The following is a 13,565-nucleotide window of genomic DNA, read 5'->3' on the forward strand; positions in this document are numbered from 1 at the left end:
GAAGCCACTCGAACCGGGCTCTGACGGACGTCGTTGGGGGGTCAAGAATCGATGTTTTTCGGGGTGCTGGCAAGGGCGTTTTTCGCCCGATTCGGCCCCTGTCGCGGGGCGCGGTAAGAGGCCCCGTCGAGCGTGAGGCAATAGGCGTTGTGGCGCAGCCGGTCGACGGTGGCCGAGGCGAGCAGCCGGTTGCCGGGGAAGGCCTGATCCCACTCGGTGAAGTCGAGGTTGCTGGTGACGAGGGTGGCAGCGCGCTCGTAGCGCTCGGCGATGAGGTCGTGCAGATCCTCGTCGGCGGGCGCGCGAAGCGGCTTGAGGCCGAAGTCGTCGATGATGAGCACCGGCACGCGGGCCAGTTGCTGCAGCTTGCGCTCATAGGTGCCGACCGCACGCGCGGCGTTCAGGCTGGCGAGCAACTGCGCGCAAGAGGCGAAGATGACGTCGTGCCCCTGACGCACGGCGCAGTGCCCGAGCGCTTGCGCCAGATGGCTCTTGCCCGTGCCGCAGGGGCCGACGATCAGCACCGGGGCGCGCTCGTCGATGTAGCGCCCGGTCGCGAGGTCATGGACCAGGGCGCGGTTGGTCGAGGGCAGCCGGTCGAACTCGAAGCCTTCGAGGGTCTTGGTGGCGCGGAAGGCCGCACGGCGCAGCCGGGTGCCGAACTTTTTCTGCTCGCGCCGCGCGATCTCGTCCTGGATCAGCAGGGCGAGGAATTCCGTGTAGGCGAGCTTGGCATCGATGGCCTGGCGGTTGCGGGCGTCGAGCGAGTCGAGGATGCCGGAGAGGCGCAACTGCTTGAGCTGCGGCGCCAGTTCGGTGGCGGGGTTCATGGTGAGGCTCCTTGGGTGAAGTGGGCGCGCGCTGCGCCCGGGTCAGTGGAACGTGGGGCCGTCGTCTTCGAACAGCGACGCGGTGGCGCGCGCGAAGCGGGCACGGCCGGCGTAGGGCTCGGGGGTGATCGTGCTCACCGGGGCGAGGTCGTGACCGCCGGCGAGGATGGTCTTGACGGTGCGGTAGTGCGGGCTGTCGTGGGCGATGGCCCGCTCGCACGCCGCCTCGAGGCGCGCGGCGCCGTACTGGCCCTTGAGCGCGAGAACGCCCTGGGCAGCCCGCAGGCGCTCGCTGATGCGGTCTGAGAGCAGTTGCCCGATCAGCTGCGCGCAGGCGTCGCCGATCTCGCGGGCCTGCTGCAGACACCAGCTGCGGTCGTGCGCGAAGAAGCGCTGGGCGGCCGGTGGCAGATGATCGGAGACGGTGCGACGCTCGCCGGGACGCCGCGCGCGGGCATGCGTGGCGACGGGCTTGAAGTCGTGATAGACGGTGACCACGGCGTCGGTCGCCCGCAGCCACAACGCCTTGCCCACCAGCGCGAACGGCACCGAGTACAGCGCGCGCTCGAAGCTGACGTGGCAGTCGCGATGCACCGTCACCGCATGCCAGGTGCCCAGGTCCGGCGGCACTTCGGGCAGCGGTAGCAAGGTGCTGCGCTCGAGGGCGAAGGTGTCGAGCGGGCGCGCGCGGGTGGTGCCGTGGATGCGCAGCCCGGCCTCCTTCAGCACCCACTCGCGCGCCTGCGCGTTCAGATCGGCCAGATCACGGAAGCTGCGCGTGGGCAGGAAGTTGCCCTTCACGTATTTGACGCCGGCCTCGACGATGCCCTTCTTCTGCGGGTCGTGCGGCGGGCAGGCGTCGATCCGGAAGCCGTATCCCTCGGCGCACTCGGCGTAGGCACGCTGCACCTGCGGGTCGTGCATGCACGCGCGGGTGATCGCGCACTTGGCGTTATCGATGATGAGCCGCGCGGGCACGGCACCGAACCACTCGAAGGCGCGACGGTGGCAGCCCAGCCAGGTGCGCACGCTCTGGTCCCAGACGAACTCCACGTACTGGTGACGCGAGAAACACAGCGTCATCACGAACGCCCACGTGCGGCGGGTCTCGCCCGTCGCCGGATCGATCAGGTGGGGGCCGGCGCCGAAGTCCACCTGCGCGGCCTCGCCCGGTGCGAAGGTGAGGCGCACCGTCGTTTCGGGCAGCTGCTCGCGGCCGATCTGCGCGATCAGCCGGCGCACGCTCGAGTAGTGCCCGGTAAAACCGTGCTCGCGCTTGAGCGTGGTGTGGATCACCACGCCGGAGACGCCCTGTGCAAGCCACTGCTCGACCAGCGGCCGGTACGCGGCAATCGAGGACTGGGCCGTCACCGGCAACTTCGGCCGCCCGAGCGCGGCGGCGATCTCGGCGTCCTCGGGCAAAGGCCGCTCAGGATCGAGCCAACCCTGGGCGCGAGCCAGCTCGCGGAACCGGGCCGCCTTGCTGCGCCCCATCAGTTTCGAGCGCGCGATCTCGCGCTCGGAGTCGCCCTGGCGCATGCGCATCAGGGCCTGGCGGTACTCGTACATCTCGATGCTCCTGCGGGCCACCGCCTACCTCCTGCCAAACAAAAAGGCAGCAGGGTAGCGAGGGACCGTTCAAGGTCGAGACGTCCGTCAGAGTGGAAGTGGCTCCATTACGCCGATCCGGCGCTGGCTTGGGTACCTGCCGCTCGAACCGGCGGCCGCGCACCTGTTCTTCCAGCTCGTGTCGCGGCGCTACGAACGGGCCAGCATGCTGATCACCAGCAACCGGCCGGTCGGCGAGTGGGGACACGTGTTCGGCGACGCGGTCGCCGCCACCGCCATCCTCGATCGGCTGCTGCACCACAGCCAGGTCATCACGATCCGGGGTGACAGTTACCGGCTGCGCGACAAGCGCCGCAGCGGCCTTCTGCAGAAGGCCGCTGCCCCCACCCCGATCACGTCGGAGAGTTGATTAACCCAGGGGGTCAATTCCAGATGTCGTCAGGGGGTCAAATCTTCGTGTCGCTTGACAGCAGGTCAGGAGGCGTCCATTCCATTCCACCATCTAACTTGATGGACACGATCTTCAATGGGCTAAGCGGTTGGGGGGAAGGTGGTTTCGCTGGGCGCTTACAGCCTTGGCGTGCAGTTGCTGTTTGTTCGAATATATTTGTGTTGACGTAAAAACGCCCAGACATCGTTTTGATGCTGGGCGTTTTTTTTGGTTAGTCTGACGATGACCTACTTTCACGAGGGCAATCCTCACTATCATCGGCGCGTTTGTGTTTCACGGTCCTGTTCGGGATGGGAAGGTGTGGTACCACAAAGCTATGGTCGTCAGACTTTGACTTGTTACCTGGAGTTGATCCAGGCCAAAGCGGGAAGAAGTGTTGTGTGATTGGGTGTTTTTTGCCACCGGTGTTACGAGTTTGTCTTGAATAAGGTTATAGGATCAAGCCACACGGGCAATTAGTATCGGTTAGCTTAACGTGTTGCCACGCTTCCACACCCGACCTATCAACGTTGTGGTCTTCAACGACCCTTCAGGGGGCTCGAGGCCCCGGGGAAGTCTCATCTTGAGGCGAGTTTCCCGCTTAGATGCTTTCAGCGGTTATCTCTTCCGCACATAGCTACCCGGCGATGCGACTGGCGTCACAACCGGTACACCAGGGGTGCGTTCACTCCGGTCCTCTCGTACTAGGAGCAAGCCCTCTCAAACTTCCAGCGCCCACGGCAGATAGGGACCAAACTGTCTCACGACGTTTTAAACCCAGCTCACGTACCACTTTAAATGGCGAACAGCCATACCCTTGGGACCGGCTACAGCCCCAGGATGTGATGAGCCGACATCGAGGTGCCAAACTCCGCCGTCGATGTGAACTCTTGGGCGGAATCAGCCTGTTATCCCCAGAGTACCTTTTATCCGTTGAGCGATGGCCCTTCCATACAGAACCACCGGATCACTATGACCTGCTTTCGCACCTGCTCGACTTGTGGGTCTCGCAGTCAAGCCACCTTTTGCCATTGCACTATCAGTACGATGTCCGACCGTACCTAGGTGACCTTCGTACTCCTCCGTTACCTTTTGGGAGGAGACCGCCCCAGTCAAACTGCCCACCATGCACGGTCCCCGATCTGGATTCACAGACCTGGGTTAGAACCTCGACGACACCAGGGTGGTATTTCAAGGACGGCTCCACCAGAACTAGCGTCCTGGCTTCATAGCCTCCCACCTATCCTACACAAATCCCGTCAAAGTCCAATGCAAAGCTACAGTAAAGGTTCATGGGGTCTTTCCGTCTAGCCGCGGGGAGATTGCATCTTCACAAACATTTCAACTTCGCTGAGTCTCAGGAGGAGACAGTGTGGCCATCGTTACGCCATTCGTGCAGGTCGGAACTTACCCGACAAGGAATTTCGCTACCTTAGGACCGTTATAGTTACGGCCGCCGTTTACCGGGGCTTCGATCAAGAGCTTGCACCCCATCACTTAACCTTCCGGCACCGGGCAGGCGTCACACCCTATACGTCCACTTTCGTGTTTGCAGAGTGCTGTGTTTTTAATAAACAGTCGCAGCCACCGATTCTCTGCGGCCCCTTCGCCCTTCGGATGTACTCCTACAAGCTAATGGGGCATACCTTCTCCCGAAGTTACGGTATCAATTTGCCGAGTTCCTTCTCCTGAGTTCTCTCAAGCGCCTTGGTATTCTCTACCAGCCCACCTGTGTCGGTTTGCGGTACGGTCACTCTATGACTGAAGCTTAGAGGCTTTTCCTGGAAGCAGGGTATCACTCGCTTCGGACCCGAGGGTCCTCGTTATCATGCCTCAGCTTAGCCGCGCGGATTTGCCTACGCAGCACGCCTACACACTTGAACCACCTATTCCAACAGATGGCCGAGCTAACCTTCTCCGTCCCCCCATCGCATCATAGAGCGGTACAGGAATATTGACCTGTTTCCCATCGACTACGCATTTCTGCCTCGCCTTAGGGGCCGACTCACCCTGCGCCGATGAACGTTGCGCAGGAAACCTTGGGCTTACGGCGAGGGTGCTTTTCACACCCTTTATCGCTACTCATGTCAGCATTCGCACTTCCGATACCTCCAGCATCCCTTACGAGACACCTTCGCAGGCTTACGGAACGCTCCCCTACCACGTGTCAAAGACACATCCGCAGCTTCGGTTCATGGCTTGAGCCCCGTTACATCTTCCGCGCAGGACGACTCGACTAGTGAGCTATTACGCTTTCTTTAAAGGGTGGCTGCTTCTAAGCCAACCTCCTAGCTGTCTATGCCTTCCCACCTCGTTTGCCACTTAGCCATGCATTTGGGACCTTAGCTGGCGGTCTGGGTTGTTTCCCTCTTGACACCGGACGTTAGCACCCGATGTCTGTCTGCCGTATATCACTTTGCGGTATTCGGAGTTTGCTATCGCGGGGTAGATCGCAGTGACCCCCCCAACGATTACAGTGCTCTACCCCCGCAAGTGTCCGTACGACGCACTACCTAAATAGTTTTCGGGGAGAACCAGCTATTTCCGGATTTGTTTAGCCTTTCACCCCTATCCACAGCTCATCCCCTAACTTTTCAACGTTAGTGGGTTCGGACCTCCAGTACCTGTTACGGCACCTTCATCCTGGCCATGGATAGATCATCCGGTTTCGGGTCTACGCCCAGCAACTCTGACGCCCTTATCAGACTCGCTTTCGCTACGCCTCCCCTACTCGGTTAAGCTCGCTACTGAACGTAAGTCGCTGACCCATTATACAAAAGGTACGCAGTCACCCCTTTCGAGGCTCCCACTGTTTGTATGCATGCGGTTTCAGGATCTATTTCACTCCCCTCCCGGGGTTCTTTTCGCCTTTCCCTCACGGTACTGGTTCACTATCGGTCGATCACGAGTATTTAGCCTTGGAGGATGGTCCCCCCATCTTCAGACAGGATTTCTCGTGTCCCGCCCTACTTGTCGCACGCTCAGACCCGCCACCGGCTTTTCGCATACGGGACTATCACCCTGTATCGTCGGACTTTCCAGACCGTTTTGCTAAGCTGATGGTTTAGTCGTGCAGGCTGCTCCGCGTTCGCTCGCCACTACTTGCGGAATCTCGGTTGATTTCTGTTCCTGCGGCTACTTAGATGTTTCAGTTCGCCGCGTTCGCCTCCTCAGACCTATGTATTCAGTCTGGGATACCCCTTGCGGGGTGGGTTTCCCCATTCGGACATCGTGGGATCAAAGCTCTATTGCCAGCTCCCCCACGCTTTTCGCAGGCTTACACGTCCTTCATCGCCTGTGATCGCCAAGGCATCCACCACATGCACTTAGTCGCTTGATCCTATAACCTTAGCGCCTCTTGTCGAAGCACCGGTCATAAGACGAACTCGTTTGTGCGATCACACCACTGCTGACAACGGTGATGTGATCAATGCAATCACACAACTTGCAGTACGCACCGGCTCGGTACGTACTACACTTCTTCCACTTTGTTAAAGAGCGAACCTCAAACAACCGACAGTTTGCGCTGCCGATCGAGAAGTCAGAGATGATGACATCGCTATCGTCATGTCTGACTACTCGAATGCGTCTGCACGAGTCCTGGTGGAGCTGGTCGGGATCGAACCGACGACCTACGGCTTGCAAAGCCGCCGCTCTCCCAGCTGAGCTACAGCCCCGTCCTTCTCGAGCAACCCAAAAAAGCTTGGTGGGTCTGGTTGGATTCGAACCAACGACCCCCGCCTTATCAAGACGGTGCTCTAACCGACTGAGCTACAGACCCTCACGCCTTCGAGGCTCTTGGTCTGAACAACCGATAAGTTGTGGATACTTGGCCGTACGCGGCCTTTTCTCTTGAAAGGAGGTGATCCAGCCGCACCTTCCGATACGGCTACCTTGTTACGACTTCACCCCAGTCATGAATCTCACCGTGGTAAGCGCCCTCCCGAAGGTTAAGCTACCTACTTCTGGTGAAACCCACTCCCATGGTGTGACGGGCGGTGTGTACAAGACCCGGGAACGTATTCACCGCAGCATGCTGATCTGCGATTACTAGCGATTCCGACTTCACGTAGTCGAGTTGCAGACTACGATCCGGACTACGATCGGCTTTAAGGGATTGGCTCCACCTCGCGGTTTGGCAACCCTCTGTACCGACCATTGTATGACGTGTGAAGCCCTACCCATAAGGGCCATGAGGACTTGACGTCATCCCCACCTTCCTCCGGTTTGTCACCGGCAGTCTCACTAGAGTGCCCAACTGAATGGTGGCAACTAGTGACAAGGGTTGCGCTCGTTGCGGGACTTAACCCAACATCTCACGACACGAGCTGACGACAGCCATGCAGCACCTGTGTTCTGGCTCCCGAAGGCACCCTCGCCTCTCAGCAAGGTTCCAGACATGTCAAGGGTAGGTAAGGTTTTTCGCGTTGCATCGAATTAATCCACATCATCCACCGCTTGTGCGGGTCCCCGTCAATTCCTTTGAGTTTTAACCTTGCGGCCGTACTCCCCAGGCGGTCGACTTCACGCGTTAGCTGCGTCACTCAGTGCATTGCTGCTCCGAACGACTAGTCGACATCGTTTAGGGCGTGGACTACCAGGGTATCTAATCCTGTTTGCTCCCCACGCTTTCGTGCATGAGCGTCAGTACAGGCCCAGGGGGCTGCCTTCGCCATCGGTGTTCCTCCTGATATCTACGCATTTCACTGCTACACCAGGAATTCCACCCCCCTCTGCCGTACTCTAGCCTTGCAGTCACAAACGCAGTTCCCAGGTTAAGCCCGGGGATTTCACATCTGTCTTACAAAACCGCCTGCGCACGCTTTACGCCCAGTAATTCCGATTAACGCTCGCACCCTACGTATTACCGCGGCTGCTGGCACGTAGTTAGCCGGTGCTTCTTAGTCCGGTACCGTCATCCAGCGACTATGTTAGAGTCGCCGATTTCTTCCCGGCCGAAAGAGCTTTACAACCCGAAGGCCTTCTTCACTCACGCGGCATGGCTGGATCAGGGTTGCCCCCATTGTCCAAAATTCCCCACTGCTGCCTCCCGTAGGAGTCTGGGCCGTGTCTCAGTCCCAGTGTGGCGGATCATCCTCTCAGACCCGCTACAGATCGTCGCCTTGGTAGGCCTTTACCCTACCAACTAGCTAATCTGACATCGGCCGCTCCAATTGCGCGAGGTTCCGAAGAATCCCCCGCTTTCCCCCTCAGGGCGTATGCGGTATTAGCGCGACTTTCGCCGCGTTATCCCCCACAAATGGGCACGTTCCGATGCATTACTCACCCGTTCGCCACTCGCCACCAGGCCGAAGCCCGTGCTGCCGTTCGACTTGCATGTGTAAAGCATGCCGCCAGCGTTCAATCTGAGCCAGGATCAAACTCTTAAGTTCAATCCAGCAAAGTACTCAAAATACTGACTTAATCAGCATGAGCACCTAATCATTGCGAAACCAAGCAGCCTAAGCTGCCGACCACAACAACCAAGCACCCACACTTATCGGTTGTTCAATTTTTTAAAGAACCGCTGCCACCCGGCAGCGAAGAAGCGAGATTATGTTCAACTTCACACAACCTGTCAAGCATCCACCGAAACTTTTTTAACCGCGTCGCCCGAATCATCGAACAACCCAAAGCCCCGGCGAAGCTCCCGCCTCATCCTTCCAGCCCCGCCGCCGCTTCCGAAGAAACCGCGTCAGCGCTGAAAGAGGTGCGCATTATAGACACACAAACAGCACCGTCAACATCAATTCACAATAAAGAAATCCATGCGCGCATTTCGACGTGCGCAAGCATATGACGGCGCCTGCGATCTACGCTCGACGATGCGCTGACGAGCGGTCGAAAAACACTCCCGCAGCACCATTCAATATGTTAAGTTTCGCGCGTCACGCGGGAGAGAACTCCACTGGAGTCGCCGAAGGCGCAACCCCCGGAACCGCTCAGGCAAAAGGACCGCGTGCGAAGTACAAGTCTGGAGAGCGGCACGGACATCGCACAATGTCACGGGCCCACCGAAGGGGCACTCGCCCGGCGTCGTCTATATATATGGATGAAGACCGGAACGAAATCTCTCAGGTACAAGGGACAGATGGGGCGGGCCCGGCGCATAGCCGAGCCCGCCCCTTTTCGTTCACTAACGGAGCCCGCTCTCGATGAGTACATCTTCCAGACAAACCCCGCTTCACGCCGCCCACGTTGCGGCCGGCGCGCGCATGGTCGATTTCGCCGGCTGGGACATGCCGGTCAACTACGGCTCTCAGATTGAGGAGCACCACGCCGTGCGCCGCGATGCGGGCATGTTCGACGTGTCGCACATGCTTTCGCTGGATCTGGCTGGTCCCGACGCCACGATCTTCCTGCGCGGGCTGCTCGCGAATGACGTGATCAAGCTTACGGTGCCGGGCAAGGCGCTTTACTCCTGCATGCTCAACGAACACGGGGGCGTTATCGACGACCTGATCGTGTATCGCTTCGGACCCAGCGACTATCGTCTGGTCGTCAACGCGGGTACGGCAGACAAAGACGTCGCCTGGATGCGCGCACGGATTGCGGCGACTGGCGCAAACGTGACGCTCGCGGGACGCCGTGACCTCGCGATCATTGCGATTCAGGGACCGCGTGCGGTCGAACGCGCCACGGCAGCGATCCCCGAGTTGTCGAGTGCCAACGGCGTACCCGCCCCATTCAGCGCCGCGCGCGTTGGTGACCTGCTTGTGGCCCGGACCGGATACACCGGCGAGGACGGACTCGAGATCGCCGTGCCGGCGACGCGCGTCGAACAGATGTGGAACGAGCTCATCGCAGCGGGTGTAAAGCCCTGCGGACTTGGTGCACGCGATACGCTGCGCCTCGAGGCCGGCATGAACCTGTACGGACAGGACATGGATGACACCGTCTCGCCGCTCGATGCCGGGCTGGCATGGACCGTCGACTTCAAGGACGATAGCCGGGATTTCGTCGGACGCACCGCGCTGGAGGCGAATCCGGCGAGTCGCCGTCTGCTGGGTCTGATCCTCGAGGACAAGGGCGTCCTGCGCTCGCACATGAAGGTTTTCACCGCCGCAGGCGAAGGCGAGACCACAAGCGGCAGCTTCTCGCCGACGCTCGAGCAGTCCATCGCCTTCGCGCGCGTCCCGCTTGCCACCCAGCCGGGCGAAGCCGTAGAGGTCGAGATTCGCGGCAAGCGCCTGAAGGCACGCACGGTCAAGCTGCCTTTCGTGCGCAACGGCAAGCCGCTCATCTAGACCCAATCTCGCTGCTGACCGAATTGCAGAACACGAACCATCCCTCTTTCCATTGGAGAACACCATGAGCAACATTCCCGCCGATCTGAAGTACACCAAGTCACACGAGTGGATCCGCGTCGAGACAGACGGCAGCCTGACGATCGGCGTCACCGATCACGCCCAGGAAGCCCTCGGCGACGTGGTCTTCCTGGAACTGCCCGAGGCCGGTCGCACGTTCGCCGCGGGCGACGCCTGCGCGGTGATCGAGTCGGTCAAGGCTGCCTCCGATATCTACGCACCGGTCGCCGGCGAAATCATTGCCAACAACCAGGATGCCATCGACGCGCCCGAAAGCGTCAATACCGACGCCTATTCCACCTGGCTGTTCAAGATCAAGCCCGCGAATGCAGGCGATGTTTCGGCCCTGATGGATGCCACCGCTTACGCGGCCGAGATCGCCGAAGCCTGAGCGCCAAAGCACACGTATTCCGGAACGACCATGACCGCTTCCCTGCTATCTGCTCCGCTTTCCAGGCTGGAGCAGCGCGATGGCTTTGTCCATCGCCATCTCGGCCCGAACGCCAACCAGATCGCACACATGTGCGCGACACTTGGCGTGTCCGACGTCGATGCGCTGATCAAGCAGACAGTGCCTGCCGGCATTCGTCTCAACGCACCGCTGCCACTCGCCGACGCCTCGCCCGAACACGAAGCACTGGCGCGGCTGAAAGCCATCGCCGGTCGCAACGTCATCAAGAAGTCCATGATCGGCATGGGCTACTACGGCACGCACACCCCTGCGGTGATCCTGCGCAACGTCATGGAGAACCCGGGCTGGTACACCGCCTACACGCCTTACCAGGCGGAAATCGCCCAGGGTCGCCTCGAAGCCCTGCTCAACTACCAGCAGATGGTGATCGACCTCACCGGTCTCGAGCTCGCCAACGCGTCGCTGCTGGACGAAGCAACGGCAGCGGCCGAAGCGATGACGATGGCGCGGCGGGTGTCGAAGGCCAAGTCGAACGTCTTCTTCATCGATGAAGCCTGCTTCCCGCAGACGATCGACGTCGTTCGCACCCGCGCCCACTACTTCGGCTACGAGCTGGTGTTCGGCAAGGCGGACGAAGCTGCCGCACACGATGCTTTCGGCGCGCTGCTGCAATACCCGAACGGACGCGGCGAAGTGACCGACCTGAGCGCCACCATCGCCGCGCTCAAGGACAAAGGTGCGGTCGTGGCCGTCGCGTCCGACCTGATGGCACTGGTGCTGCTGAAGAGCCCCGGCGCCATGGGGGCGGACATTGCCCTCGGCTCGGCCCAGCGCTTCGGCGTACCGATGGGCTTCGGCGGTCCGCATGCGGCCTTCTTCGCCACGCGCGAAGCCTTCGTGCGCTCGATGCCCGGCCGCATCATCGGCGTATCCAAGGATGCCCGCGGCAAGACCGCGCTGCGCATGACCCTGCAGACGCGCGAGCAGCATATCCGTCGCGAGAAGGCGAACTCGAACATCTGCACCTCACAGGTGCTGCTGGCCAACATGGCCGGCTTCTACGCCGTCTATCACGGCCCCGAGGGGCTGCGGACGATCGCCGCGCGCATCCATCGCCTCGCGGCCCTCCTCGCGGCCGGGCTCACCGACGCCGGATTCCAGCCCAGCGCTTCCACCTTCTTCGACACGCTCGAAGTTGAAGTAGGCGCGCGCGCACCGGCCATCGTCGAAGCAGCCGAGGCCGCCGGCTTCAACCTGCGCAGCGTGTCCGGCACCCGCCTGGGCCTGTCGGTCGACGAGACCACGACGCGCGAGGACATCGCTGCCGTGCTGGGCTGCTTCGGTGTTGCCACCGACCTCGACGCGCTGGACGCCCGCGTCGCCGAAGCGGGGGGCGCCCTGCCTGCAGAATTGCTGCGCAGTGACCCCATCCTGTCGCACCCGGTGTTCAACGCGCACCACACCGAGCACGAGATGCTGCGCTACCTGAAGAAGCTGCAGAACCGCGACCTCGCGCTCGATCATTCGATGATCTCGCTCGGCTCGTGCACGATGAAGCTGAACGCGACCAGCGAGATGATCCCGATTACCTGGCCGGAGTTTGCCAACCTGCATCCCTTCGCACCGCGCGAGCAGGCGGCGGGCTACCTCGAGATGATCGAGGGCCTGGCAGATTACCTGCGTGCCGTCACCGGCTTCCCGGCAATCTGCATGCAGCCGAACTCCGGCGCCCAGGGCGAATACGCCGGCCTGGTGGCGATCGCCCGCTACCACGCCAGCCGTGGCGAGGCGCACCGTAATGTCTGCCTGATCCCGAAGTCGGCGCACGGCACCAACCCGGCGACCGCGCAGATGTGCGGCATGCAGGTGGTGGTGGTCGATTGCGACGACAACGGCAACGTCGATGTTGATGACCTGAAGGCCAAGGCCGCGAAGCACGCGGGCCAGCTCGCGGCGCTGATGATCACCTACCCGTCGACGCATGGCGTGTTCGAGGAATCGATCCGCGAGATCTGCGCGATCGTGCATCAGCACGGCGGCCAGGTGTACATGGACGGTGCCAACCTCAACGCCCAGGTCGGCCTGACCTCGCCGGCGACGATCGGCGCCGACGTGTCGCACATGAACCTGCACAAGACCTTCTGCATCCCGCACGGCGGCGGCGGCCCGGGCATGGGTCCGATCGGCCTGGCGGCGCACCTCGCGCCCTTCATGGCCGACCACGTCGTGCAGCCCACCGGCGGTGCCGACCGACCGAACCTCGGCCAGGGCGCCGTGTCGGCCGCGCCCTTCGGTTCGGCCAGCATCCTCCCGATCTCGTGGATGTACATCACGATGATGGGCGGCGAAGGGCTCAAGCAGGCGACCCAGGTGGCGATCCTCAACGCCAACTATCTCGCTACTCGCCTCAAGGACCACTACCCGGTGCTCTACACCGGCAGCCAGGGTCGTGTCGCGCACGAATGCATCCTCGACATCCGCCCGATCAAGGCGGCGACCGGCATCTCCGAGGTCGACATTGCCAAGCGCCTGATGGACTACGGGTTCCACGCACCGACGATGTCCTTCCCGGTGCCCGGCACGATCATGGTCGAACCGACCGAGTCGGAAGATCTTAGCGAGCTGGAACGCTTCGCCGCGGCGATGATCGCGATCCGCAACGAGATCCATCAGATCGAGTCCGGCACCTGGCCAGCCGAGGACAACCCGCTGAAGAACGCCCCGCACACGCAGGCCGACTTCATCGGCGAGTGGTCGCGCCCGTACTCGCGCGAGCAGGCGGTGTTCCCGCTGCCCTGGGTGGCGGAGAACAAGTTCTGGCCCAGCGTGAATCGTATCGACGACGTCTACGGTGATCGCAACCTGTTCTGCGCCTGCGTGCCGATGAGCGACTACGAAGCCTGAGTCCGGTAGAATCCCGGCGCTTCCCCAAAAGAAGCCACGCCCGAAACGGCGTGGCTTCTTTTTTGAATTTCGACAACCACTTGCCGCGCCTCCCGCCGTCGAGTGCCGCCCTT

5 protein-coding genes, 2 tRNA genes, 3 rRNA genes, 1 pseudogene and 1 riboswitch are annotated in these 13,565 nt (G+C 61.3%); of the genes and pseudogenes, 4 read left to right on the forward strand and 7 right to left on the reverse strand.

From position 1 onward, the window contains the following. Positions 1 to 41: 41 nt before the first annotated feature. Both istB and istA read right to left on the reverse strand, forming a co-directional pair. Positions 42 to 830 (reverse strand): IS21-like element helper ATPase IstB, encoded by a 789-nt coding sequence (istB, locus tag AC731_RS07580; RefSeq protein WP_004257767.1) that lies wholly within the window; start codon positions 828 to 830, stop codon positions 42 to 44. 42 nt (positions 831 to 872) lie between these two features. Continuing rightward, positions 873 to 2,399 (reverse strand): IS21 family transposase, encoded by a 1,527-nt coding sequence (gene istA, locus AC731_RS07585; protein WP_004257771.1) that lies wholly within the window; start codon positions 2,397 to 2,399, stop codon positions 873 to 875. Between the two features lie 127 nt (positions 2,400 to 2,526). Here istA and AC731_RS07590 point away from each other — a divergent pair. Then, a pseudogene (locus tag AC731_RS07590) lies at positions 2,527 to 2,808 on the forward strand (ATP-binding protein); the annotation flags it as partial. A gap of 256 nt (positions 2,809 to 3,064) precedes the next feature. Here AC731_RS07590 and rrf read toward each other — a convergent pair. The 5 genes from rrf to AC731_RS07615 form a co-directional block, all read right to left on the reverse strand. Then, positions 3,065 to 3,178: ribosomal RNA gene (gene rrf, locus AC731_RS07595) — 5S ribosomal RNA — on the reverse strand. Between the two features lie 106 nt (positions 3,179 to 3,284). Continuing rightward, a 23S ribosomal RNA gene (locus tag AC731_RS07600) occupies positions 3,285 to 6,169 on the reverse strand. A 261-nt stretch (positions 6,170 to 6,430) separates the two neighbouring features. Beyond that, positions 6,431 to 6,506, reverse strand: a tRNA-Ala gene (locus AC731_RS07605). A 27-nt stretch (positions 6,507 to 6,533) separates the two neighbouring features. Next, positions 6,534 to 6,610: transfer RNA gene (locus AC731_RS07610), tRNA-Ile, on the reverse strand. A gap of 74 nt (positions 6,611 to 6,684) precedes the next feature. Next, positions 6,685 to 8,222: ribosomal RNA gene (locus AC731_RS07615) — 16S ribosomal RNA — on the reverse strand. The 16S, 23S and 5S rRNA genes sit together here with 2 tRNA genes alongside, the layout of an rRNA operon. A 490-nt stretch (positions 8,223 to 8,712) precedes the next feature. After that, a riboswitch (glycine riboswitch) is annotated at positions 8,713 to 8,797 on the forward strand. Between the two features lie 187 nt (positions 8,798 to 8,984). Between AC731_RS07615 and gcvT the strand changes: the two genes are divergently transcribed. The 3 genes from gcvT (at position 8,985) to gcvP (ending at position 13,452) form a co-directional block, all read left to right on the forward strand. Then, the gene (gene gcvT, locus AC731_RS07620; RefSeq protein ID WP_048704864.1) at positions 8,985 to 10,076 is read left to right on the forward strand and encodes a glycine cleavage system aminomethyltransferase GcvT; all 1,092 of its coding nucleotides are present in this window, start codon (positions 8,985 to 8,987) and stop codon (positions 10,074 to 10,076) included. Positions 10,077 to 10,140: 64 nt separating this feature from the next. Beyond that, a complete protein-coding gene (gcvH, locus tag AC731_RS07625; protein ID WP_048704867.1) occupies positions 10,141 to 10,527 on the forward strand; it encodes a glycine cleavage system protein GcvH in 387 nt (128 codons plus the stop codon). Between the two features lie 30 nt (positions 10,528 to 10,557). Further along, complete coding sequence (gene gcvP, locus AC731_RS07630; protein WP_048704869.1) at positions 10,558 to 13,452, forward strand: aminomethyl-transferring glycine dehydrogenase; 2,895 nt, start codon at positions 10,558 to 10,560, stop codon at positions 13,450 to 13,452. The last annotated feature ends 113 nt before the right edge of the window (positions 13,453 to 13,565 follow it).

The sequence above is a fragment of the Thauera humireducens genome (genome assembly GCF_001051995.2).
Lineage (GTDB): Bacteria > Pseudomonadota > Gammaproteobacteria > Burkholderiales > Rhodocyclaceae > Thauera > Thauera humireducens.